Below are 23963 nucleotides of genomic sequence, written 5' to 3'. Positions count from 1 at the left end.
CATGTTCGGACTGGACAAGAAAGACAGCACCCTGCTGCTCATCGTGGCGCTGCTCACAATGCTCGCGCCCTTCATCCTCAACCCCTTCCCGACCGATAGCGGGCTGGCACAGTTCAACGCCGGTTACCCGGACCTGATGCAGCGCTTCGTGATCTTCGGTATATTCGCCATCGGCTTCAACATCCTCTTCGGCCTCACCGGTTACCTGTCTTTCGGTCACGCCGCCTTCCTGGGGGTGGGAAGCTACTCGGCGGTCTGGATGTTCAAGCTGCTGAGCATGAACATCCTCCCGGCAATCCTGTTGTCGGTCGTCATCGCGGGGCTCTTTGCGCTGGTCATCGGCTTTGTCAGCCTGCGCCGGACCGGGATCTACTTCTCGATCCTCACCCTGGCCTTTGCACAGATGTCCTTTGCGCTGGCCTACTCGGTGCTGACGCCGCTGACCAACGGCGAAACCGGCCTGCAGCTGACGCTTGACGATCCGCGCATCCTGGGGGCCTCGGCCACTGCCGACGGGTCGATCCCGGTGACCAACCTCTTTGGCCTGGAAATGCGCGCCGCCACCGACATGGTCGTCGGCCCGTGGAGCTTCACCTTCTCGGTCGGCTACTACGTCTGCGCGGTGGTCATGCTGATCTCCTTTTACCTGGCGATCCGCATCTTCCGCTCGCCGTTCGGCATGATGCTTCGTGCGATCAAGTCGAACCAGCAGCGCCTCAACTACACCGGCCTGAACCCCAAGCCCTACACTCTGGCCGCCTTCGTGATCTCCGGCATGTATGCCGGTCTGGCCGGGGGCCTGATGGCCGCGATGGACCCGCTGGCCGGCGCCGAGCGCATGCAGTGGACGGCCTCGGGCGAGGTCGTGCTTATGACCATCCTGGGCGGCGCAGGCACGCTGATCGGCCCGGTGCTGGGCGCCGGTGCGATCAAGTACATGGAAAACATCTTTTCCAAGATCAACGACAACGTGCTGCACGGCTGGTTCGCCTTCCTGCCGGACGGGATCGAGGACTTCGTCGTCTTCGTCATCCATCCCTTCGTCGGCAAGGGCTGGCACCTGACGCTGGGCATCATCTTCATGCTTGTCGTGACCTTCCTGCCCGGCGGCCTTGTCGAAGGCGGTCAGCGCATCGCCCGCTTCTTCAACCGCAAGAAGGCCGACGATCCCAAGTCGGCCAGCACAGAGCCCGCGGAATAAGGAGACAGACTGATGGGTATTCTTGAAGTCAAGGACGTGGGCAAACGCTTCGGCGGTCTCAAGGCCCTCTCGGACGTGACCCTCAGCGTGGCGGAAAACAGCTGCCACGCGATCATCGGACCGAACGGCGCGGGCAAGTCCACCCTGCTGAACTGCCTGGTGGGCAAGCTGATCCCCGACACCGGGTCGGTCATGTTCCAGGGCCAGTCGGTGCTGGGCCGATCCCCGCACGAGATCAACCAGATGGGGATTTCCCGCGTTTTCCAGACGCCCGAGATCTTTGGTGATCTGACCGTGTTCGAGAACATGATGATCCCGCTTTTCGCCAAGCGCGACGGGGCCTATCGCCTGCATGCCATCGAATCCGTGATGAACGAGAAATCGCTCATCGAGGAGGCCGAGAAGATGCTGGACGAGGTGAACATGCTGGACAAGCGCCACATGCATTCCGCCTCGATGTCCCGCGGCGACAAGCGGCGGCTGGAGATGGCCATGTGCCTCGTGCAGTCGCCCAGGCTGCTGCTGCTGGACGAGCCCACCGCCGGCATGGCGCGCGCCGACACCAACAACACCATCGACCTGCTCAAGCAGATCAAGGACGAGCGCGACATCACCATCGCCATCATCGAGCACGACATGCACGTGGTCTTCTCCCTCGCCGACCGGATCACGGTCCTGGCGCAGGGCACGCCGCTGGTCGAGGATGCACCCGAAAACATCAAGGGCCATCCCAAGGTGCAGGAAGCCTACCTGGGCGAAGCGCACTGAACCGTCACAAAGCGCCCCGGCCTTGCGCCGGGGCCTCCATCCATCAGGTTCCGGGTCAGCCCCGGGACGGGAGAAGCCAAAGATGAACGTCCGCCCCGATTTTTCCAAGAACGCCAACATGGCGGAAACCGCCCCCGCCTTCCTCTCGATCTGGGACATGCATTCCTACTACGGCGAGAGCTACATCGTGCAGGGCATCAGCTTCAACGTGCACGAGGGCGAGATCCTGGCCCTGCTGGGCCGCAACGGCGCCGGCAAGACCACCACGCTGCGCTCGATCGCCCGGCTGGACGATCCGCAGATCAACCACGGCGAAATCTGGCTGGACCACCAGCCCCTTCACACGATGAAGGCGCACCAGGCCGCCATCGCGGGCCTCGGCCTTGTCCCCGAGGACCGGCGCATCATCCCCGGCCTGACGGTCGAGGAGAACCTGCAACTGGCCCAGATCGCGCCGCCCATCGGCTGGTCGCTGGAACGGCTCTACGACCTGTTCCCGCGCCTGGGTGAACGCCGCAAGCAGGAGGGCACCACCCTCTCGGGCGGCGAACAGCAGATGCTGGCCATTGCCCGGGCGCTGGCGCGCGACATCAAGGTGCTGCTGCTCGACGAACCCTACGAGGGCCTGGCCCCGGTCATCGTCGACGAGATCGAAAAGACCCTGCGCCACATCAAGGAACAGGGCATGACCACGATCATCGTCGAACAGAACGCGGTGCGCGCGCTGCAACTGGCCGACCGGGCAGTGATCCTGGACACCGGCTCCATCGTTTTCGACGGCAGCGCCGCCGAGGTGCTGGAGAACGAAAGCCTCCGCGCGGAATACCTGGCGATCTGACCCGGCGTGCTGCACGGCAAGACCCGCCGAGGCCGTACAGGACTTAGGAACCACTTGATTTCGGGGGCGGGGAGGTCTTCCCTGCCCCCGAGCATTTTCTGGAGGAGAGCCCAATGAGCACCACCTATCCCCCGTCCGCAGATATGGTGAAACACGCCCACGTTGACGCGTCGCGGTATGACGAGATGTACGCGCGGTCGGTGTCCGACCCCGAGGGGTTCTGGGCGGAGCAGGCGCAGCGGCTGGACTGGATGACGCCGCCGACCGAGATCAAGAAGACCGATTTCACCCTCGGCCAGGTCAAGATCGAGTGGTTCCGCGACGGCACGCTCAACGTCGCCGCCAACTGCATCGACCGCCACCTGGAAAAGCGCGGCAACCAGACCGCGATCATCTTCGAGCCCGACGATCCGAACGAACCGGCGCAGAGCATCTCCTACGCCGACCTGCACCGCCGCACCTGCCGCATGGCCAACGTCCTGGAGAGCATGGGCGTGCGCAAGGGCGACCGGGTGGTGATCTATCTCCCGATGATCCCCGAGGCCGCCTATGCCATGCTGGCCTGCGCCCGCATCGGCGCCATCCACTCGATCGTCTTCGCCGGCTTCTCGCCGGACGCGCTCTCGGCCCGGATCAACGGCTGTGACGCCAAGGTCATCATCACCGCCGACGAGGCGCCCCGCGGCGGCCGCAAGACCCCGCTCAAGACCAATGCCGACAAGGCGCTCTTGCACTGCAAGGACGACGTCAAGTGCCTGGTCGTCAAGCGCACCGGCGGCCAGACCACCTGGGTCGAGGGCCGCGATTTCGACTACAACGAGATGGCGCTGGAAGCCTCCGACTATTCCCAGCCCGCCGAGATGAACGCCGAGGATCCGCTCTTCATCCTCTACACCTCCGGCTCCACCGGCCAGCCCAAGGGCGTGGTCCACACCACCGGTGGCTACCTGACCTATGCCGCGCTCACCCACGAGGTGACCTTCGACTACCATGACGGCGACGTCTACTGGTGCACCGCGGACGTGGGCTGGGTCACCGGCCACAGCTACATCGTCTACGGTCCGCTCGCCAATGGCGCCACCACGCTGATGTTCGAGGGCGTGCCCACCTACCCCGATGCCAGCCGCTTCTGGCAGGTCTGCGAGAAGCACCGCGTGACCCAGTTCTACACCGCCCCCACCGCGATCCGCGCGCTGATGGGCCAGGGGGACGAGTTCGTCACCAAGTGCGACCTCTCCTCGCTGCGCATCCTCGGCACGGTGGGCGAGCCGATCAACCCCGAGGCCTGGAACTGGTACAACGACGTGGTCGGCAAGGGGAACTGCCCGATCGTCGACACCTGGTGGCAGACCGAGACCGGCGGCCACATGATGACCCCCCTGCCCGGCGCCCATGCGACGAAACCGGGCGCGGCGATGCGGCCCTTCTTCGGCGTGCAGCCGGTGGTGCTGGACCCGCAGTCGGGCGAAGTGATCGACGCCTCGCCCACCGAGGGCGTGCTGGCGATCAAGGACAGCTGGCCGGGGCAGATGCGCACCGTCTGGGGCGATCACGAGCGGTTCGAAAAGACCTATTTCTCGGACTACAAGGGCTATTACTTCTCCGGTGACGGCTGCCGCCGGGACGCGGATGGCGACTACTGGATCACCGGCCGGGTCGACGACGTGATCAACGTCTCGGGCCACCGGATGGGCACGGCCGAGGTGGAATCGGCGCTGGTCGCCCATGAAAAGGTCGCCGAGGCCGCCGTCGTGGGCTACCCGCACGAGATCAAGGGCCAGGGCATCTACTGCTACGTGACCCTGATGAACGGCGTCGAGCCCACCGAGGAGCTGCGCAAGGAGCTGCGCACCTGGGTCCGCAGCGAGATCGGCCCGATCGCCTCGCCCGACCTCATCCAGTGGGCCCCGGGCCTGCCCAAGACCCGCTCCGGCAAGATCATGCGCCGCATCCTGCGCAAGATCGCCGAAAACGACTACGGCGCCCTCGGCGACACCTCAACACTCGCCGACCCTTCCGTCGTCGACGACCTCATCCAAAACAGAATGAACACGTGACAGCGCGCGCCCTGGTAGAGGGGCGTCCAGACAGCAAGAGCCGCCGGGACATCCCGGCGGCTTTCTTGTTCCCCGGGGCAGATCAGGCCAGCAGCGCCTCGAAAGCCTCCAGGTGGTTGGCTGAGCCGCCGAATTTCCACTGCGCTTGTCACATGCTGTTGGCATCAACCTGTCTGGCTTCGTGCGTGCACGCCGCAAGTCACTTCATGAATGCGTATGGAACAGTTCAAAATCCGGTCATGTTTGCGCAATCTTGCCAAGAACCGCCGATACCCAGCGGCTTCCCGCCAATGCCCTTTATCGAGCGAATTCTCTCCTCAATTCGACCGAACCCGCTGCGCGAAAGCGCCTCCGGTGGTATCTTCGTGGACGTGGGGGCGCTCTGAAAACGGAGCTGCCTAATGCAAGTCACTGCAACACCTCTGCTGACGGCGCCGCAGGTCACGGGCCATCCGCAGGGGCTGCCCGATGCCCCGCGCGAACCTGCGCGCGAGACACGGGTGAAACCCATCGCCGATGCCCGCGACCCGGAGGCGGGGCTGCGCGAAGGGCTGGCGCCGGACAAATTCTGGCGCGCCGCCAACGGCGAGCCCGATCCCGACGCCAACACCGCGCCGCCCTCCATCATGCAGATCACCATCAGCCGCATGCTGGCGGAGCAGGCCCCGCCCAATACGGCCGCGGAGGCAGCCGAACGAGCCGGTGACACCGGCAGGGACCCCGGGGAATCACGGTCTGACGCCACCGCAGATCGCCCACCGGAACCGGCCGACGAACCGCGCGACTGATCGCCTTGGGCACATGCCGCCCCGGCAATGCCGCCCGGCAGGGCGAAACCGCGTGGCAATCCTGCGCGGCATCGCTTTTCACCGCCCGCGCCATACCCTATAAGCGCGCTGAGCCCACCGATGTGATCGGTAACGGGCAGATGGACATGGCGAGGATGGCATGAGCGAGAACAAGTCCGATGCGGATGTGGCCTTTATCAAGGCGTTGGCGGAACTCCTGCAGGATAATGACCTGACAGAACTGGAGGTCATGCGGGAATACGGCGACGACGACAGCCTGCAGGTTCGCATCAGCCGAGCCTCTACCGTGGCCGCGCCTGCCCCCGTTGCCGCCCCAGCACCGGTCGCTGCCGCCCCCGCACCGGCCGCCGCAGCGCCCGCCGCCGCGGCAGAGGTGATGCCCGAAGATCCCGCCGCCCATCCGGGCGCCGTGACCTCGCCGATGGTCGGCACCGTCTACATGCAGCCCGAACCGGGCGCGGATTCCTTCATCGCGGTCGGAACGTCGGTCAAGGAAGGCGACACGCTGCTGATCGTCGAGGCGATGAAGACCATGAACCATATTCCCGCGCCCCGCGCAGGCACCGTCAAGCGCATCCTCGTCGAGGACGGCGCGCCGGTCGAATACGGTGCCCCGCTGGTCATCCTCGAGTAAGCGCATGACCCAGAAGATCCTCATCGCCAACAGAGGCGAAATCGCGCTGCGCGTCATCCGCGCCTGCCGCGAAATGGGCATCCCCTCGGTCGCGGTGCATTCCACCGCCGATGCCGACGCGATGCACGTGCGCATGGCGGACGAGACCATCTGCATTGGCCCGGCGCCCTCGCCCGACAGCTACCTGTCCATTCCGGCCATCATCTCGGCCTGCGAGGTGACCGGCGCAACGATGATCCATCCGGGCTATGGGTTCCTGTCGGAAAACGCCCGCTTCGTGCAGATCGTCGAAGACCACGACATCACCTTCATCGGCCCGTCTGCGGAACATATCCGCACGATGGGTGACAAGATCACCGCCAAGGAGACGGCCAAGGAACTGGGCATCCCGGTTGTTCCCGGCTCCGAGGGCGGCGTGGCCAGCGTCGAGGAAGCCAAGCAGATCGGCGCGTCCTTCGGCTATCCGGTCATCGTCAAGGCCACCGCAGGCGGCGGCGGACGCGGCATGAAGGTTGCCCGCGACGAGGACGAGATGTCGCGCGCCTACCAGACCGCCCGGGCCGAGGCCAAGGCGGCCTTTGGCAACGACGAAGTCTACATCGAGAAGTACCTGCAGCGCCCGCGCCATATCGAGATCCAGGTGTTCGGCGATGGCCAGGGGGGCGGTGTCCATCTGGGCGAGCGCGACTGTTCCTTGCAGCGGCGTCACCAGAAGGTGTTCGAAGAGGCCCCCGGCCCCTCGATCAGCCCCGAAGAGCGCGCCCATATCGGCGGCATCTGCGCCCGCGCCGTGGCCAAGATGGGCTATCGCGGCGCCGGCACCATCGAGTTCCTCTACGAGGATGGCGAGTTCTACTTCATCGAGATGAACACGCGCCTGCAGGTGGAACACCCGGTGACAGAGGGCATCTTCGGCGTTGACCTTGTGCGCGAGCAGATCCTTGTCGCCGCCGGTCAACCGCTGTCCTTTACCCAGAACGATCTGCAGATCAACGGCCATGCCATCGAGGTCCGCATCAACGCAGAGAAACTGCCCGAGTTCCGCCCCTCCCCGGGCACGATCTCGCATTTCCACGCGCCGGGCGGCCTTGGCGTGCGGATGGATTCCGCCCTGTATGACGGCTATCGCATCCCGCCCTACTACGACAGCCTGATCGGCAAGCTGATCGTGCACGGTCGTGACCGGCCCGAAGCGCTGGCACGCCTGAACCGCGCCTTGGGCGAGCTGATCGTGGACGGCATCGACACCACGGTGCCGCTGTTCCACGCGCTCTTGCGTGAAAAGGACATCCATACCGGCGAATACAACATTCACTGGCTGGAAAAATGGCTGGAGGCCGGCGGGCTGGAATGAGCCGGGCCGCCCTGCCCCGGCCCTGCGCCCCCCTCCTCGACACCGCCTCTCGCAGACAGGCTGCGGGACGGCGGGTCGCATGGCGGGGCACGGCACGACAGGCGACTATCCCGCCGTCATGAGTGTCACCCCCGAACTTCTCCTTCAGGCCTATCGCACCGGCATCTTTCCGATGGCCGAACGGCGGGACGATCCTGATATCTTCTGGGTCGATCCCCGGCGTCGTGGCGTGCTGCCGCTGGAAGGGTTCCGGATCTCGCGCAGTCTGGCGAAACGCCTGCGCCGCGACGGTTACCAGGTGACGCTGAATACCGATTTCTCGGGCGTGATCGACGGATGTGCCGACCGCGAGGAAACCTGGATCAACTCCGAGATCCGGGACCTCTACCACGCTCTTTTCGCGCAGGGCCACGCGCATTCGCTGGAGATCTGGATGGACGGCGCGCTGGTTGGCGGGGTCTACGGCGTGACCGTCGGGGCGGCCTTTTGCGGCGAGTCGATGTTCTCGCGCCGCACGGATGCCTCCAAGATCGCGCTGGCCTGGCTGGTGGACCTCTTGCGGCGCACGGGATTCGTCCTGTTCGACACGCAGTTCCTGACCCCGCACCTGGCCAGCCTTGGAGGGATCGAGATCACGCGGCACGCCTATCGGACGCAACTGTCCGAGGCGCTGAAACTGCCCGCGGACATCCGGTCGCAGCCCCTGGCCAGGTCTGGCGTCGACGTGGTGGCCCACCTGCGCCCCTCTGCCTGACCGCTACACGGCGCACGGGTTCGCTCGGGGCGACACCGCGATCACCGCAAAAATGCGCGACGTTACTCAGGCAGAGTGCAGCGCATGACCCAAACGTCATAGCGCGCGTGGTCCATTGCGTTCAGCGCCGGGGACGAGGCGATCATCCACCCGGAAAAGAGCGGTTTCGCCACGCCGGCCTCGCGGATGGTCAGAAAGGCATAGGCATCGCCCGAGGGATCACCTTGCGGGTAACGGCATTCCTTGAGCGCGATCTCGATCAGGCCAAGGACGGTCGCCTCCCCGTTCTGCAGGGTGATGTCGCTGACCTTGGCGTTCAGCTTGTCCAGCCCGCGCAGCACGGCGCCGGTTCCTGTTTCCGTCTGCTCCTGCGCCACGACAGGCGCAGTGAGCGCAAGCATCACGGCCAGCGCGCGGGCGATCATTGCTGATCGCCTTCCCCGCCGATGTAGCGCATCAACATGGTCAGCAGGCTGACAGAGCCTTGCGTATCCAGGATCTCGTCTCCCGGCTGGTAGTTGTCCAATCCGCCACCGGGCGAAATCTCGACGAAGTTGCCGCCCAACAGTCCCTCTGATGCGATCGCGATCACGCTGAGATGCGGCACCAAGACATGATCGTCGATCACCACGGTCGTGTCGGCACGATAGGTCTCGGGGTTCAGCTCGATTCCCGTGACGGTGCCCACCTTGACGCCCGCAAGGCGCACGTCGGTCCCGACCCCGATCCCCTCGACAGAGCGGAAAGAGGCGCTGAGTTCATATCCCTGAGAGCCCAGTGCGAAACCAGTGCTTTGCACGGTGTAGGCGCCAAAGGTAAGCGCCGCCGCCAGAACGGCGCCGCCGACGACCACTTCGGCCACGGAATGGGTCATTCGGGCGACCAGGCCTCGTAGTCGCGACGCTCTGCCGGGGCCTCGCGCCGGATGCTGCCCGCCGGGGCATAGGCCAGCGCGGTGCCGGTCAGGTTTTCGCTGTGCGGCTTTTCCCAGGTCTTGTGGGGCAACGGCTTGTCGGTGGGCGGCTCATCAAAGGTGTAATGCAGCCAGCCGTGCCAATCGGGGCTGACGCGGCTTGCCTCGGCCTCGCCGTTGAAGATCACCCAGCGCTTCTTGCCGTCACGGGTCCGGTAGAAGCTGTTGCCCTGCTCATCCTCGCCGACCTTCACGCCTTTGCGGCTGGTGTAGATCAGGGTGTTGAGCGTGGCGCCATTCCACCAGGTCACGGCGCGCAGAAGGGTGTTGAGAATGCCCATGAACGACTCCTGTATTCTGACGCCTCTTATGGCGAATTCGCGGCACGGGGTCCAGTGCCCGCCATGACGCAGGCGCGCCCTTTGCCGCCTGTGGCGTTTTTGCTGGGCTGGCAGGCTGAAGCTCGGCCCGCCCGGCCATGTCCTAGCGGGCGAGCGTCGTCAGCTCGATCTCGATCCGGTATTTCGGGTCGATCAGGGCGCATTCCACCATCGTTGCGGCGGGCGGGTTGGCCCCGAAGGCCTCACGCAAGATTGGCCAGCAGGATTCGAACTCGTGCCGGTCCGGCAGGTAGTAGGTGACGCGCACCGCATCCGACAGGCTGCTGCCCGCTTTTTCCAGTGCCTGCGAAATCGTGGCCAACGCGGCGCGGCACTGCTCCTCGACGGTATCGCCCTGCCCCACCGTGCCGGCCACATGGACGAAGCCACCCGCGACGACGGCGCGGCTGTAGCCGATCTTTTCCTCGAAAGGACTGCCCGAGGAGATGCGTGTGATGGTCATTTTCTCGTCCCCTGACAAAGGAAAGGCGGGGTAGAACCCCGCCCTGCACGTGTGGTTTGCCTCGCCGGGGTCAGCCCGCGGACGCGCCTTCTTTTTTCTGATCTGCGTAGATCATCAGCGGCTTGGCCTCGGACGTGACCGATTCCTCGTTCACGACGACCTCTGTCACCTCTTCCATGCCCGGAAGTTCGAACATCGTGTCCAGCAGGATGCCTTCGAGGATCGAACGCAGGCCCCGTGCGCCGGTCTTGCGCTCGATCGCCTTCTTGGCGATGGCCAGCAGTGCGTCGTCGGTGAAGTCGAGCTTGGTTTCCTCCATCTCGAAGAGGCGCTGGTACTGCTTGACCAAGGCGTTCTTGGGCTGGGTCAGGATTGTGACAAGCGCATCCTCGTCCAGGTCCTCGAGCGTGGCGATGACGGGCAGACGGCCGACGAATTCCGGAATCAGGCCGAATTTCAGCAGATCCTCGGGTTCGAGATCCTTGAAGACTTCTCCGACACCGCGGTCGTCATTGTCGCGCACGTCAGCGCCAAAGCCCATTGCCGAGCCCTTGCCCCGCTGAGCGATGATCCGATCCAGCCCGGCAAAGGCGCCGCCGCAGATGAAGAGGATGTTCGTCGTGTCCACCTGCAGGAATTCCTGCTGCGGATGCTTGCGCCCACCCTGCGGCGGCACGGAGGCGACGGTACCTTCCATCAGTTTCAGCAGCGCCTGCTGCACACCCTCGCCCGATACGTCGCGGGTGATCGAGGGGTTTTCCGACTTGCGGGTGATCTTGTCGACCTCGTCGATGTAGACGATGCCGCGCTGCGCGCGTTCGACGTTGTATTCCGACGCCTGCAACAGCTTGAGGATGATATTCTCGACATCCTCGCCCACGTAACCGGCCTCGGTCAGCGTGGTGGCGTCGGCCATCGTGAAGGGCACGTCAAGGATACGCGCCAGCGTCTGCGCCAACAGCGTCTTGCCGCAGCCTGTCGGGCCGATCAGCAGGATGTTGGATTTCGCCAGTTCGATATCCGAAGATTTCTGAGCGTGGTTGAGACGCTTGTAGTGGTTGTGCACGGCGACGGAGAGCACGCGTTTCGCGGTGGCCTGGCCGATGACGTAATCGTCCAGCACCTCGCAGATCTCGCGCGGGGTCGGCACCCCCTCGGAGGACTTCAGCCCGGCCCCCTTGGTTTCCTCGCGGATGATGTCCATGCACAGTTCGACGCATTCATCACAGATGAACACGGTGGGGCCTGCAATCAACTTGCGGACTTCATGCTGGCTCTTGCCGCAGAAGCTGCAATAGAGCGTATTCTTGCTATCGCCGCCTGAATTCGTTGCCATCAGTCGCACCTTTCCCGGTTATCCCGGTTTCCTGCTTCGCCGGCGACCGGCCCTTGCGCCCCCACAACGCCGCCTGCTGCCAGTGTTCGGACAGCTTAGGCCACGTGGTCGGGCGCGACAATCCGAAAATTCGCCCCGGCCCGCCCAGCGGACCGGGGCGCCTAATCATGCGTCGCCGCCGCTTTCGCCGTCGACCACGCGCGAGGTCACGATCTCGTCGATCAGCCCCCACTCCTTGGCCCGTTCGGCATCCATGAAGTTGTCGCGCTCCAGCGCGGATTCGACGGCCTCGTAGGTCTGGCCGGTGTGTTTCACGTAGATCTCGTTCAGCCGCCGTTTCAGCTTCAGCGTCTCTTCGGCGTGAATCATGATGTCCGTCGCCTGCCCCTGGTAGCCGCCCGAGGGCTGGTGCACCATGATGCGGCTGTTGGGCAGCGAGAAACGCATGTCCTTGGCGCCCGCGGTCAGCAGCAGCGACCCCATCGACGCTGCCTGGCCGATAACCAGGGTCGAGACCTTGGGCTTGATGTATTGCATCGTGTCGTAGATCGACAGGCCCGAGGTGACGACACCGCCTGGGCTGTTGATGTACATCGAGATTTCCTTGGAAGGGTTTTCCGCCTCGAGGTGCAGCAGCTGCGCCACGATCAGCGACGACATGCCGTCGTGCACCGGACCGTTGACGAAGATGATCCGCTCCTTCAGCAGGCGCGAAAAGATGTCGTAAGCCCGTTCCCCGCGACTGGTCTGTTCGACCACCATGGGGACGAGGTTCATGTAGGTCTCGATCGGATCGGTCATATGTGCCTGCCTGAAGATACTTTGTTGGACGGTCGTAACGCTTGAAGGTTACCTGAGTCTTAGTATCGCCCTTGGGGGGCTGCAAGGGGCCGCGGGGAAAACGCGCCCGGCCACAGGGCCCCGCCTTGAAACCCGTACGCCCCCGCTAACTATGGGATCATGTCCGATACGCCCCCCTTTGCCCCCACACATGCCGCCGCGCACGCGGCACTACAGCGCTTTGTGCCGGAGGCGGGCGCGCGCTATGCCGCCCGCCGGAACTTCGACCTTGGACCGGGGCGACATCAGGCGGTGTCACAGCTTTCGCCCTACCTCCGGCACCGCGTCCTGACGGAACAGGAGGTACTGCACGCGGTCATTGCGCATCATTCCCCGGACGCGGCAGAGAAATTCATCCAGGAAGTGTTCTGGCGGACCTACTGGAAAGGCTGGCTGGAACTGCGGCCCTCGGTCTGGCAGGAATATCGGGCGCGGCTTTTGCATCAGCTGAACCGGGTCCAGAGCGAGGGCGGCCTGAGACAACGCTGGCAGGCGGCCTGCACCGGAGAAACCGGGATTGCCTGTTTCGACGCCTGGGCAGAGGAACTGGTCCGGACCGGCTATCTGCACAATCACGCGCGGATGTGGTTCGCCTCGATCTGGATCTTCACCCTGAACCTGCCGTGGGAACTGGGCGCGGATTTCTTCCTGCGGCATCTTCTGGACGGCGATCCGGCCTCGAACACGCTAAGCTGGCGCTGGGTTGCGGGGCTGCAGACGCGCGGCAAGGCCTATGTCGCTCAACCCGCCAATATTGCCCGCTTCACCCAAGGCCGGTTCACACCGGCCCACGACGAATTGAACACGGCGGCCACGCCCCTGGATGGCCCGGCCCCGCCGCCGCCCCTGTCGCCCCCTGCGGGCGGGCGGATGGATCCGGACCTGCGGACGCTTTTCGTGCTGCATGAGGATGACCTGTCGCCCGGCTGGATGCTCGACGCGGGTCTGCGTCCGGCAGGAACGGCCCTGCTGACCTCGGGCGCACGCCTCAGCCCTCTGGAACCAGCGCCGCAAGTCACACGGTTCCGCGCGGCGCTGGTGCAGGAGACGGCGGACCGCTGGCAAGACCGGCTTGGCCCCACCCGCAAAGCGCAAACCGCAGAGGATATCGCGGCAATGGCAGGCGACCTGGACGCCGAACAGATCGTCACCGCCTATGCCCCGACAGGTCCCGTGGCCGAGATCCTGCAAGAACTGGACGGCGTCGAGCAGCTGCTGCGCCCCTACGATGCACGGGCCTGGCCGCACGCCACCGCGGGCTTCTTCAAGTTCCGCAAGTCCATTCCCACACTGCTGGCAACCCTGGACAGTCCTGCCTGAAAGTTCAGTGACCGATCCTCTGCACGCCGGAACAGACATGCGCGGCGCATTCCATCTCGAGCGTGACATGGGTCAGGCCGTGAGCTTCCTCCAGACGGGCTTTCACGGTCTGCTTGATCGAATCCGCCTGCGCCCAATCGCCGGTCTTGATCACCATATGGGCCTGCAGGGCGGCCTGGTGCTCATCCATCTGCCACAGATGCGCATGATGCAACCCGGCGACGCCTTCCACCGCCTCGGCAGTGGCCAGCACGCTTTCCGGCGCCAGCCGCGGCGGGCTGCCCAGCATCAGGATCCGGATGACGCCGCCAATCTCGCTCCAGGCCATCCAGAGGATATATCCCGCAATCAAAAGGGTGATCGCCGGGTCCACCCAGACCCAGCCAAAGGCCCAGATCAGCGCCCCGGCCAGGATCACCGCCAAGGATCCCATCGCATCGGCCAGGTTATGCAGAAAGGCGGCACGGATGTTCACGCTGGTCTTCGACATCCTGTAGGTCAGCGCCGCGGTCGCCAGGTCGATCACCAGGGCCACGGCGGCGATGACGATGACCAGCCAGCCGACCACCTCCTGCGGGTCGAAGAACCGCAGGATGGCTTCGTAGACCAGGTAAAGCCCGATCACGATCAGTGTCGTCAGGTTGATCAGCGCCGCCACGACCTCGGCCCGGCCATAGCCGAAGGTCATGTCGGAATCCGCGGGTCGGCGCGCGATGCGCCGGGCGAGGGCCGCAATCATCAGGCTGGCCGCGTCCGAGAAATTGTGCAGCGCATCGGCAATCATCGCCAGAGACCCGGACAGGATCCCGCCCACCACCTGCGCGAGGGTCAGCGCAAGGTTCACGCCGACGGCAGCGGCCATGCGAGCATCGCCCGCCTCCGGATCGACATGCTGGTGATGATGGTGATGTCCGTGGGGCATGGTCAGAAGAAGCGCGCTTTGGCGCCAAAGGTCAACCGGCGCGCCGCGGCGGGTGAGGCGACCGCAGCAGCAGGACGTTGCGCTCCAACCGCCACATGGCCCGCAACCAATGTTTCTTTGGGCGCAAAATACCTCTGGGGGTCCGGGGGCAAAGCCCCCGGCGGATCGCCGCGCCGCAAGGCGCGGCGAACCATCCTGTCACTCCCGCGCTCGTTCAGCCGAACATGTCCGAGGTGATGCCGGCGTACCAGCCGATGCTTTCCTCGTAGGTCGCCTTGCGCAGCGCCGCGTCTTCGCCGGTCTCCGAGATGAAACCGTCTGTCTTGGCGATCTTCTCGTCCGTCGCCTCGTAGGACGCGCCGACCTTGATACCGTCGTCGGCGTCGATCAGCGACCAGCAGGTGTTCGAGAACTTGGCCGGGAAAACGCGACTGCCGGTCAATGCGCCGCGCACCGCCATCGCCGCCACCTTGGCCTGGCTGTTCGCCGAGAAGCCCGATTTCGGCATGTCGCCCTGGTTGGTCGCATCGCCCAGAATATGGATGTTCTCGTCAAGCCGCGATTGCATCGTGTGGCCGGACACCGGCGCCCAGTTGCCCTCGGTCAGCCCGGCAGCGGCGCAGATCGCGCCCGCCTTCTGCGCCGGGATCACGTTGCAGACGTCGGCCTTGACCACCTCGCCGTCGATGTCGACTTCCATCGTGTCCGGGTTCACCGACACGTTGCCGCCGCCAAAGTCCGGGCCGATGCGCTCGATCATCCCGGCATAGTGCTTGTTCCACCCCTCCTCGAACAGAGCCTGTTTCGAGAAATTGGCCTTGGGGTCGGCGATCAGGATCTTGGCCGTCGGATTCGTCGCCTTTAGCACATGCGCCACCATCGAGATCCGCTCATACGGGCCCGGCGGGCAACGGTAGGGGTTGGGCGGCGCGACCATCACATAGGTCCCGCCCTCGGGCATGGATTCGATCTGCGCCTTCAGCAGGGCGGTCTGCGTCCCCGCCTTGTAGGCATGGGGCATGGCCGTCTGCGCCGACAGGTCCCAGCCCGGAACCGCCCCGTCGACGAAATCGATACCGGGAGAGATCACCAGCCGGTCGTAGGGCAGGCTGCCGCCACCGGCCAGCGACACGGTCCTTGCGTCCCGGTCCACGCCCACGGCCCAGTCGTGCACCACGTTGATGCCGTATTCCGAGGCCAGCGTGCTGTAGTCATGGGCGATGGATTGCAGGTCGCGGAAGCCGCCGATGTAGAGGTTGGAAAAGAAGCAGGTGTAATAGGTCCGCGTGGGTTCGATTAGGGTAACGGCGATTTCGCCCTGGCTGTCCTTGGCGATATAGCGTGCGGCAGTGGCACCGCCGGCACCGCCGCCGATCACCACGACGCGCGGCTTGCCGTGGCCGGCGGCCTGCACCATTGGCGCCGACAGAGAGGCCGCCGCCGCGGCGGTGCCCAGAAAAGTGCGTCTGTTCAGAGTCATGTCCGTCTCCTCATTGTTGGACAATCGCTTTTATTGGCGCGCAATCTCTCCCCTTTTTGCTCCCGAAGAGTGTGCACGCGGGTCCCGCCCTCAAACGAAGAACCCCGCGCGGCCAGTGGGGCCGGCGCGGGGTGCCGTAATTGAAGGAAAGATCTTTGGGGCGCGGTGACCCGCCGGCGTCAACTCGGCAGGAGGCCGAAGAACGCCGCCAGCGCCAGAAACGCGCCCAACATTAGGATACGAAGAGCAAAGGACATCCGCATGAGAAATACCATCCACTTGGCACGGGGCCATGCGGACCCGGACCTGAAAAACGGACACGGTGGCGAAATACGCACCTCCGCGGCAGGACGTCCTGTCCTGCGCTGCCAGTCTTGTCCTTGGATTGCCTTCGCTCAATTGCGGAATACCTGACCCTCCCGTGCTCAGCCCCCGGTCATTCCATGCTGGCGAAATAGGCCGCCAGCGCGGCGATTTCCTCATCGCTGAGTCGCCCGGCCATCATCTGCATAACCGGGTGTGGACGCAACTTTCGCTTGTAGGCGTGCATGGCGACGACGAAATCCTCCTCGGGCCATTTCACGATCGAGGGGATGCCCTCGTCCGCGCCATCCCGCTTGTGGCAGGTCAGGCATTCAGAGGCCAGGTATTCGCCGTAGGCCACGTCACCCACGATCGCCAGGATCTCGGGCGACAGTTCCACCTCGCGCGGGACGGCGGTCGGCGCGGATTCCGGGATGTCCTGCGGATTGGCCGTGAAGGCGCGCAGGTAGGCCAGGACATCGTGACGGTCCTGGTCGTCTTTCATGCCCCGATAGGACATGCGCGTGCCCGAGATCAGCACGCGGGGGTTCTCGATATAGGCATCGAGCGTGTCATAGTCCCAAGTCAGCCCGTCGCCAAAGGCGCGTTCCATCGACCTGGAATAGTCGAACCCCTCGACGCTGCCCGCCCGGCGCCCGAAGATGCCGTTGAGATGCGGGCCGATGCGGTTCTTTGCGTCGGGGCCGATCTGATGGCAGCCGATGCATTGGCGAAACAGGTCTTCCCCGCGCTCGGCATCGCCGATCAGCTGGGCCTCCTCCTCTGCGGTTGCTGGCCCCACCAGGGGGGCCAGCGCGACGAGGGCCGTTATGATCAGCCGCTTCATCATGTCATTCCTCCTACTGCGAGAAGGACGAGAGATAGGCAATCAGCGCTTCGACATCCGCGTCCTTGCGCAGCCCGGCAAAGGCCATCTTGGTGCCTTTCACGGTGCCGCGCGGATCGGCGAGAAAGGCCGCCAGGGTCTCTGCATCCCATTCGCCGCCCATGCTACCCATGGCTTTGGAGTATTTGAACCCGTCGACAGAGCCGATCTCGCGTCCGACGATGGCGTTGAGCTGCGGTCCGACGCGGTCCTTGGCACCGTCACCGATCTGGTGGCAGGCCTTGCACTTGTTGAAGACCTTCTCGCCAGCGGCGACGAGTTCCGGGTCCGGCGCGTCCGTTGCTGCGGGGGCTGGCGCGGGTTCTGCCGCAGGTTCGGCGGCGGCAGCCGGTTCCGGGGCCGGGTCCGTCGTGGCGGGGTCTTCGACCGCTTCCTCGGGCGTCACGTCCAGAACGGTGGCGCGCATGGTGATCTCGACCGGCCCATCCTTGCAGTTTTCCATGCAGGGTTCGGACCGCCACTTGCTGTACTCGGTCTCTGCCCTGTCGTCGACGATGAAACCATCGGCATTGGGCAGGACCACCTCTGGCAGCGTGTCCTGATTCAACTCGAAATCATCGTCGATGATGTCGTTCGAGTAGAGGATGTAGGCCACGATGGCATAGGTATCGTCGACCGACAGCGACTGCGCGTTGCCGAAGGGCATCGAACGATGGACGTAGTCCCAGACCGTCGACGTATAGGGCCAGTAGGACCCCACGGTCTTGAGCGGGTCCTCGTCCGCCAGCGTATCCATGCCGCCTGCCAGCTTGGGCCAGTTGCCCACGCCCTCGGCGAAGGAACCATGGCACACCGCGCATTGCTCCTCGAAGATCGCTTCGCCGTCATAGGCGTTACCACTGCCCGCGGGCAGGCCGGTGCCATCCGGGCTGACGTCAAGATCCCATGCGGCGATCTCCTCGGGCAGCGCACCGCGACCCAGGCCGAAACGCAGCCCCTTGCTGTCCCCGTTGTCCGCGTGGGCGGCGCCGACGATGCCACCGTCAACGGCCTCTGGCGCGGCGGCCACCTTGACCGGGGCCTCCGGCTCCGGGATCGGCGCCGGGAGTTCGCCCAGCATCTGCGGGTTCTCAGGGAAATCGGCGATGTTGCGGTCGGCGAAGTTGTAGGCGGCGACCAGCATCAGGCCGACGCCCGCCACGGTGCCGACGTAGAGATTAAGAGACTTCGACATTTTCGGCCTCCCCGTTGGCTTTGACATGCCAGGTCTGGATGCAGTTGTTGTGGTAGATGGAGTTCAACCCGCGCACGTCGCGCAATTGGGCCTTGGTCGGCTGGACATAGCCCGTCTCGTCGATCGCACGGGATTGCAGCAGCATCTCCTCGCCGTTCCAGGTCGTGTCGAGATAGAAGCGGGTCAGCGCCTTGTCCTGCCCTTCGGCGGCCAGACGGGCAGTTTCCCAGGTCATGCCGCCATCCTTGGACACATCGACGCGGGTGATCTTGCCGTGGCCGGACCAGGCCATTCCGGTGATGACCAGCGGGCCGTGGCCATGCGTGATCGGCGCCTGCGGGCTGGGCGAGGTGATGACGGATTTCGCGTCCATGACCCAAGTCCACTTGCGCGAGGTGCCATCAGCCAACGTGTCGGTGTATTTCGAGGTCTCTTCGCGGCTTTCGACGGGGCCATTCACGACCTCGACGCGGCGCAACCATTTGACCCACATGTTGCCTTCCCAACCGGGAACGACGAGGCGGACCGGGTAGCCATGTTCCTTGCGCAGGGCCTCGCCGTTGGCCTTGAAGGCGACCAGAACGTCGTCCATCGCCTTTTCCATCGGGATCGAGCGGCCATTGGACGAGGCATCAGCGCCCTCCACGTAGACCCACTTGTCCTTGAAGTCGCCCGCGGCATCCAGCCCGGCCTCGGCCAGCAGGGTGCGCAGGGGGACACCGGTGTATTCCATGTTGTGGATCATGCCGTGGGTGAATTGCGCGCCGTTCAGTTGCGCGCCCGCCCATTCCATGCCGGTGTTGGCGGCGCATTCGCAGAAATAGACGTGCTGCTCGCGCGGGAACCGTTCCAGGTCGTCGTATGTGAAAATCAGCGGCTGATCGACCAGGCCGTTGATCATCAGGCGATAATCCGGCTTCGACAGTTCAATGGCGCCCGAGTGATGACGTTCAAAGGCACAGCCCTGCGGAGTGATCGTGCCGTCGAGCGCGTGGATCGGTGTGAAGTTGATCGAAGAGATCGTGTCGGCGGTCAGCCATTCCACGTTGCGGCGGATAACGTCGTCTTCGAACTTGATCGGCAGGCCATAGGGGACCTCGTCCACGCCGTGGCCGAAACCGGATGCCCAGTCCTGCACTTCGGTGATCAGCGGATCGGGGCCGGCGGCGCGGGCGCCGGTGGCGGCCACGGCCCCTGCCCCAAGTGCGGCGGCACTGGTCAGGAACTGACGGCGGGAGGTGCCTTTCGTTTCCTTGCTCATTGCGTTCTCCTTACAGATCATTTCATTCATCTATGTGAATGAATAGGCGAGAAATTCGGCGGGCCGAGGCCCGCCGGAAAAACTTGGCTGCGTTCAGGCGCCGACCACTTCGACAGTGTCGCGGGGCTGAATCGTGACGGTGCCCTGCTTGCGGATATGGCTTTCGACCACGTCCCAGATCTGCGGCCCTTCGGTGCCTTCGTTGACCGAGGCCCAGCCGGCGACGACATAGTTCTTGGCCGGGTCGATGGCCTCGCCGGTGCTGAGCAGCACCATGTCCGAGATCCGCTCGCCCTGCGGCTTGGTCACATCGCAGCGATAGCCCATGCCACCAATACGGACCATGTCGCCGCCCTGCTGATAGTAGGGGTCCGGGTTGAAGATGTTGTCGGCCACGTCCTCGAGGATGACCTTGATGAACTCGCCCGTCATCTCTGTGCGGTAGGCCTCGCCGTAGGTCATCGACGTGACGTTCCAGATGTCTTCGCGCGTGATGTCGTCGCCCGGGATCAGGGACGGCCCCCAGCGGACGCCGGGCGACATGGCGATATCGGCTTCGCGCTCGCTCAGCAGAGCATCACAGATGAGGTCATCCCAGCTGCCGTTGAAATTGCCGCGGCGATACAGCAGAGAGTCGGTCTGGCCGATCACCTCTTCGAGGTCTGCCTTGTAGGGCGCGCGCTGCTCTTCGATCAGGGTCGCCATCTCCGGGTCGGGTGCGATCACGTCCGAGAAGATCGGGATCAGCTTGTGCCGGAACCCCATCATGCGACCGTCACGCACGTTCAGGTCAACGCGCGAGACGAACTTGCCGTTGGAGCCGGAGGCGATCAGGATCGTCTCGCCCACCAGAACCGGCTCGGGCAGCGCGTCATGGGTGTGGCCGGTCAGGATCACGTCGATCCCGGTGACCTTCGAGGCCATCTTCTTGTCGACGTCGAACCCGTTGTGGCTGAGGCAGACGACCAGTTCGGCCCCCTGCCCGCGCACCTCGTCGACCATTGCCTGCATGTTTTCATCGCGGATGCCAAAGCTGTATTCCGGGAACATCCAGCTGGGGTTGGCGATCGGCATATAGGGGAAGGCCTGGCCGATGACCGCAATCTTGACGCCGCCACGCTCGAAGAACTTGTAAGGTTTGAACAGTTCCGCAGGCTCGTCCCATTCGGCGTCAAAAATGTTCTGCCCCAGCGCGGCGAAGGGCAGCCCCTCGACCAGTTCGGTCACGCGGTCAGTGCCCAGGGTGAATTCCCAGTGAAAGGTCATCGCGTCGGGCTTCAGCCCGTTCATCACGTTGACCATGTCCTGCCCCTCGGAGTGGTAGCAGGTGTAGGAGCCGTGCCAGGTATCGCCGCCATCCAGCAACAGCGCATCGGGGCGGTCGGCGCGGATCGCGTTCACGACCGTTGCCACGCGATCCATGCCGCCAACCTTGCCATAGGCCTGTGCCAGGGCGCTGAAATCACCGGAGGACAACGCATAATGCGAGCGCGAACCGTCCTCGATCCCGTAGAGCTTGCGGAAATCAGCGCCGGTGACATGCGGGACCGCGCCGCGGTTGGCCCCCACGCCGATGTTGACCGAAGGCTCGCGGAAGTAGATCGGCATCAACTGCGCATGGATGTCGGTGACGTGGATCAGGCTCACGTTGCCGAAGGTGTCGAACTGCAGAAGCTGGTCCTGCGTCAGGCTTTGCTGCGCGGCAAGCCGCGCCCAGTTGCCAAAACCGGAGGTCCCGAGCATCGCCGAGGCCGCCATACTCACCTGCAGGAAATCGCGTCTTGAGATCATGGGGAGGGGTCTTTCTGTCTCATGACACACATGCGCATGTGTGAATTCGTTAAGATGAAGAAACCCCGCGCCAGTCACCTGACGCGGGGTCGTTTATTCAGTTGCGGACGGAGGGACCTTCGACCGACAGGCCGTTGCCACGCGACTTGACGTAAAGCTCAAGCGCGATGAATTCGTCCGAGCCTGGGCTGAAGGTTTCCGCGCGGGTGTCGCGAATGCAGCCCTTGAACCGGCTGTGTGCGCCGTTCAGCTTGGCGTTTTTCAGACGGTACGTCGGAAAGCCGTTGATATGGCCTTGGCTGAGGTGGTCGGCCCGGATGTAGTTGCCGTAGTTTTCCTCGTGGCAGGAGGCGCAGGCAAGCTCGAGCTGGCCATAGCGCGTGTAGTAGATCTCCTTGCCCTTTTCCCAGGCCTCGGCTGCCGGGCCGTCGATGGCGACGTTCACCGGCATGCCGCGCGAATGCGACGCAATCATCGCCTCCATCGAGATGGCATCGGTGGCGTCGTATTTCCATGCGTCGGCGCCCATGCGGTTCACGCGGCAGTCGTTGACCTGCATCTGCACGGTGCGCACTTCGCCAGCGTCCTCGTTCCACTTGGGATAGGTCGCGGCGACACCGGCCATGCTGTCGGCGGGATCGTCGTGGCAGTCGGCGCAGGCCTTGCCCTCGGACCCCTCTGCCGTGTTCCAGATGTCCATGGCCTGATCGACGAAGATCATGCCCTGGTTCTCGAAATCGTCGGTCTGAAGCTGCTGGGTCTCGTCCGAGCGGAAGTGCCAGCCCGAGATGATCTCGTCCAGGGCGCCGTCCAGGTGGGCGGGCGCCGGGGCCTTGGTGGTCATTTCGATGTCGCCGTTGACGACCAGCGTGTCGTCGTCGGCGCCACCCGCGAAGGCCGCGGGCGCAAACAGCAGTGCGGCGATGGCCGTCATTGCCTTGAATTTCATGTTGTTACCCTCCCGATTGGCGATCCTGCCCCGCGGTGCGCAGGGCAGGAATAGCTCTTGTGGTCAGCCGACCGCGACCGACTTGGTCTCTTCGTAGACGTCACCGTCGTCGTCGTACCAGGTAAACTTCAGATCGCCTGCTTCCGGGATGGTCGCTTCGAATTCGAAGTAGGGGTTGGTCGAGATCGCAGGCGCCAAGACGACGTCGACCACGTTCTGACCGTTGAAATCGCAGGTGAAGCGATTGATGATCGAACGCGGGATGACGTTGCCCGAGCTGTCCTTGCGCTGACCCGATTCCATCTTGTGGGAAATCAGGGTCTTGATGGTCACGACCTCACCGGCGGATGCCTTCTTGGGGGCCTTGACGCGGGGTTTGACACCAGATGCCATTTCTCAGAACTCCTCTTGGTTAGCCGCAGGATCAGCCGCCGCAGCCGCCGATTGTGACCTTCACGGTCTTCATCGCGGTCTGGTAGCTGCCGTCGGCCATCTTGGCGATGGCCTGGACATCCTGGGTGCCGGCAAGGCGGATACGGGTGGATGCGGCTTGCGACCCGGCGAGCGGACCAAAGCGGAAGGCGGCGACACCGGGGGTCGGGTTGCCCAGCGCGTATACGCGAACCTCGACGGCACCGGGGGCGTCGATGGAGATCGGAACGGTGTTGCCGTTCTCGGCGATTTCCGGCGCGGTCAGCGTCAGATCGCCAGTGCCGGCATCGGCGCCGGCCAGGAATTCGTCGGGTGCACCGACAAGTTCGGCGTTCGGATCGGCCTGTGCCACGGCGCTCAGCGGAAGCAGGGCCATCGCGGTGGCACCGGCGCCGAGCGCCAGCGTGTCACGTCTCGTGAAGTCCATCATGTTTCTCCTCAGATAAACCCGGTCACTCTTCCTTGAGCGTCAGCAGGAAGGCGACCAAATCTTCGATATCCTGCGCCGACAGGATCGGCGGCAGATCGCCCTCGGGGGCCTTGCCGGTGTATCCGTCGCCCGGACGGATGAAACCGGAAGTCTTGTAGAATGCGGGCATGACTGTGCCCTCGAAGGTGTGCTTGGCGTTGGCGACGATGCCGCGCAGTTCTTCTGCTGAACGGGCCTCTCCGGTCCAGGTCAACTCGGGGCCGACCTCCCCCTGGAAAGGCACATCGGGAAGCTGGGCCACCGCGTGACAGGACACGCAGTTGCCCTTGGACTTGGTCGAAAACACCATGCGGCCGTTGTCTGCGTCGCCCGGCACACCGGTCAGGGATTCATTCACTTCGCCATATTCGCCATACACAACGTCATCGGGGGCGACGGTTTCCGCAAAAGCGGCACCGGCCACCAGGGCCACCGCTGCGGTGATTGCTGTAAGCCTCATGTTCCCTCCCTAGGCTTGCGACCCGATATTGAGATCGGACCTTCGCTCATCGCTATTGGCGTATACCGTAGGCCACAGGGTTGCACGAACGCAACAACAAATTCACGGATATGAATTATTGCTCCGTTTGGTCGCACACTGCGCTTGG

Annotated in this window: 25 protein-coding genes; 9 read left to right on the top strand and 16 right to left on the bottom strand. The window is 64.3% G+C overall.

The window, feature by feature from the left end; translation table 11 throughout:
* Window position 1: 1 nt before the first annotated feature.
* The 8 genes from ACQY5B_RS04265 to aat all read left to right on the top strand — a co-directional run bounded on the left by ACQY5B_RS04265 (window position 2) and on the right by aat (window position 8415).
* Window positions 2-1201 carry a branched-chain amino acid ABC transporter permease gene (locus tag ACQY5B_RS04265; RefSeq protein WP_305972233.1) on the top strand — a complete coding sequence of 400 codons (1200 nt, stop codon included), beginning with the start codon at window positions 2-4 and terminating at the stop codon, window positions 1199-1201.
* Window positions 1202-1213: 12 nt separating this feature from the next.
* Window positions 1214-1969, top strand: a complete 756-nt coding sequence (locus ACQY5B_RS04260; protein ID WP_420326237.1) for an ABC transporter ATP-binding protein — start codon at window positions 1214-1216, stop codon at window positions 1967-1969.
* Window positions 1970-2051: 82 nt separating this feature from the next.
* The gene (locus tag ACQY5B_RS04255) at window positions 2052-2807 is read left to right on the top strand and encodes an ABC transporter ATP-binding protein (RefSeq protein ID WP_420326238.1); all 756 of its coding nucleotides are present in this window, start codon (window positions 2052-2054) and stop codon (window positions 2805-2807) included.
* Window positions 2808-2920: 113 nt separating this feature from the next.
* Window positions 2921-4864 carry an acetate--CoA ligase gene (gene acs / locus ACQY5B_RS04250; protein ID WP_420326239.1) on the top strand — a complete coding sequence of 648 codons (1944 nt, stop codon included), beginning with the start codon at window positions 2921-2923 and terminating at the stop codon, window positions 4862-4864.
* A 401-nt stretch (window positions 4865-5265) separates the two neighbouring features.
* Window positions 5266-5652 carry a hypothetical protein gene (locus ACQY5B_RS04245; protein WP_420326240.1) on the top strand — a complete coding sequence of 129 codons (387 nt, stop codon included), beginning with the start codon at window positions 5266-5268 and terminating at the stop codon, window positions 5650-5652.
* A 160-nt stretch (window positions 5653-5812) separates the two neighbouring features.
* Window positions 5813-6307 (top strand): acetyl-CoA carboxylase biotin carboxyl carrier protein, encoded by a 495-nt coding sequence (gene accB / locus ACQY5B_RS04240; protein ID WP_306043947.1) that lies wholly within the window; start codon window positions 5813-5815, stop codon window positions 6305-6307.
* Window positions 6308-6311: 4 nt separating this feature from the next.
* Complete coding sequence (gene accC, locus ACQY5B_RS04235) at window positions 6312-7661, top strand: acetyl-CoA carboxylase biotin carboxylase subunit (RefSeq protein ID WP_420326241.1); 1350 nt, start codon at window positions 6312-6314, stop codon at window positions 7659-7661.
* 118 nt (window positions 7662-7779) lie between these two features.
* Window positions 7780-8415, top strand: coding sequence for a leucyl/phenylalanyl-tRNA--protein transferase (aat, locus tag ACQY5B_RS04230; RefSeq protein ID WP_305969651.1), 636 nt, complete (start codon window positions 7780-7782; stop codon window positions 8413-8415).
* A gap of 62 nt (window positions 8416-8477) precedes the next feature.
* Here the strand turns inward: aat and ACQY5B_RS04225 are convergent, their stop codons facing one another.
* The 6 genes from ACQY5B_RS04225 to ACQY5B_RS04200 form a co-directional block, all read right to left on the bottom strand.
* Complete coding sequence (locus ACQY5B_RS04225) at window positions 8478-8840, bottom strand: DUF2155 domain-containing protein (protein ID WP_420326242.1); 363 nt, start codon at window positions 8838-8840, stop codon at window positions 8478-8480.
* Window positions 8837-9289 carry an outer membrane lipid asymmetry maintenance protein MlaD gene (gene mlaD / locus ACQY5B_RS04220; protein ID WP_420326243.1) on the bottom strand — a complete coding sequence of 151 codons (453 nt, stop codon included), beginning with the start codon at window positions 9287-9289 and terminating at the stop codon, window positions 8837-8839. Before mlaD ends, ACQY5B_RS04225 begins: the two co-directional genes overlap by 4 nt.
* Complete coding sequence (locus ACQY5B_RS04215) at window positions 9286-9669, bottom strand: NADH:ubiquinone oxidoreductase subunit NDUFA12 (RefSeq protein ID WP_043144566.1); 384 nt, start codon at window positions 9667-9669, stop codon at window positions 9286-9288. The genes mlaD and ACQY5B_RS04215 overlap by 4 nt, the downstream gene beginning before the upstream one ends.
* Window positions 9670-9811: 142 nt before the next feature.
* Window positions 9812-10171 carry a RidA family protein gene (locus ACQY5B_RS04210; RefSeq protein ID WP_420326244.1) on the bottom strand — a complete coding sequence of 120 codons (360 nt, stop codon included), beginning with the start codon at window positions 10169-10171 and terminating at the stop codon, window positions 9812-9814.
* A gap of 70 nt (window positions 10172-10241) precedes the next feature.
* Window positions 10242-11507, bottom strand: a complete 1266-nt coding sequence (gene clpX / locus ACQY5B_RS04205) for an ATP-dependent Clp protease ATP-binding subunit ClpX (protein WP_305969504.1) — start codon at window positions 11505-11507, stop codon at window positions 10242-10244.
* 165 nt (window positions 11508-11672) lie between these two features.
* A complete protein-coding gene (locus ACQY5B_RS04200; protein ID WP_305969505.1) occupies window positions 11673-12308 on the bottom strand; it encodes an ATP-dependent Clp protease proteolytic subunit in 636 nt (211 codons plus the stop codon).
* A 159-nt stretch (window positions 12309-12467) separates the two neighbouring features.
* Here ACQY5B_RS04200 and ACQY5B_RS04195 point away from each other — a divergent pair, with 159 nt between their 5' ends.
* A complete protein-coding gene (locus ACQY5B_RS04195; protein ID WP_420326246.1) occupies window positions 12468-13667 on the top strand; it encodes an FAD-binding domain-containing protein in 1200 nt (399 codons plus the stop codon).
* 4 nt (window positions 13668-13671) lie between these two features.
* Here ACQY5B_RS04195 and ACQY5B_RS04190 read toward each other — a convergent pair whose 3' ends face one another.
* From ACQY5B_RS04190 to soxX, 10 genes are all read right to left on the bottom strand, one after another.
* Window positions 13672-14589: a cation diffusion facilitator family transporter gene (locus tag ACQY5B_RS04190; RefSeq protein ID WP_420326247.1), complete on the bottom strand. Its 918-nt coding sequence runs from the start codon at window positions 14587-14589 to the stop codon at window positions 13672-13674.
* A 214-nt stretch (window positions 14590-14803) separates the two neighbouring features.
* On the bottom strand, window positions 14804-16069 hold the full coding sequence (locus tag ACQY5B_RS04185) for an NAD(P)/FAD-dependent oxidoreductase (protein ID WP_305969508.1): 1266 nt from the start codon (window positions 16067-16069) through the stop codon (window positions 14804-14806).
* 436 nt (window positions 16070-16505) lie between these two features.
* Entirely contained in the window at window positions 16506-17222 is a 717-nt protein-coding gene (locus ACQY5B_RS04180; protein WP_420326249.1) for a c-type cytochrome, read from the bottom strand.
* Between the two features lie 10 nt (window positions 17223-17232).
* Complete coding sequence (locus tag ACQY5B_RS04175) at window positions 17233-18453, bottom strand: c-type cytochrome (RefSeq protein WP_420326250.1); 1221 nt, start codon at window positions 18451-18453, stop codon at window positions 17233-17235.
* Window positions 18437-19714 carry a sulfite dehydrogenase gene (soxC, locus tag ACQY5B_RS04170; protein ID WP_420326251.1) on the bottom strand — a complete coding sequence of 426 codons (1278 nt, stop codon included), beginning with the start codon at window positions 19712-19714 and terminating at the stop codon, window positions 18437-18439. The genes ACQY5B_RS04175 and soxC overlap by 17 nt, the downstream gene beginning before the upstream one ends.
* 93 nt (window positions 19715-19807) lie before the next feature.
* The gene (gene soxB, locus ACQY5B_RS04165; RefSeq protein ID WP_420326252.1) at window positions 19808-21505 is read right to left on the bottom strand and encodes a thiosulfohydrolase SoxB; all 1698 of its coding nucleotides are present in this window, start codon (window positions 21503-21505) and stop codon (window positions 19808-19810) included.
* A 97-nt stretch (window positions 21506-21602) separates the two neighbouring features.
* Complete coding sequence (gene soxA / locus ACQY5B_RS04160; RefSeq protein ID WP_420326253.1) at window positions 21603-22454, bottom strand: sulfur oxidation c-type cytochrome SoxA; 852 nt, start codon at window positions 22452-22454, stop codon at window positions 21603-21605.
* A 63-nt stretch (window positions 22455-22517) separates the two neighbouring features.
* Window positions 22518-22847 carry a thiosulfate oxidation carrier complex protein SoxZ gene (soxZ, locus tag ACQY5B_RS04155; protein WP_305969514.1) on the bottom strand — a complete coding sequence of 110 codons (330 nt, stop codon included), beginning with the start codon at window positions 22845-22847 and terminating at the stop codon, window positions 22518-22520.
* A gap of 31 nt (window positions 22848-22878) precedes the next feature.
* A complete protein-coding gene (soxY, locus tag ACQY5B_RS04150) occupies window positions 22879-23313 on the bottom strand; it encodes a thiosulfate oxidation carrier protein SoxY (protein ID WP_305969515.1) in 435 nt (144 codons plus the stop codon).
* Window positions 23314-23338: 25 nt separating this feature from the next.
* Window positions 23339-23815, bottom strand: a complete 477-nt coding sequence (gene soxX / locus ACQY5B_RS04145) for a sulfur oxidation c-type cytochrome SoxX (RefSeq protein WP_305969516.1) — start codon at window positions 23813-23815, stop codon at window positions 23339-23341.
* Between the last annotated feature and the right edge of the window lie 148 nt (window positions 23816-23963).

The sequence above is a fragment of the Antarctobacter sp. genome, from assembly GCF_965277915.1.
Classification (GTDB): domain Bacteria; phylum Pseudomonadota; class Alphaproteobacteria; order Rhodobacterales; family Rhodobacteraceae; genus Antarctobacter.
Note: the sequence above shows the minus strand (reverse complement) of the source record. Positions and strands in the feature narration are given on the sequence as shown.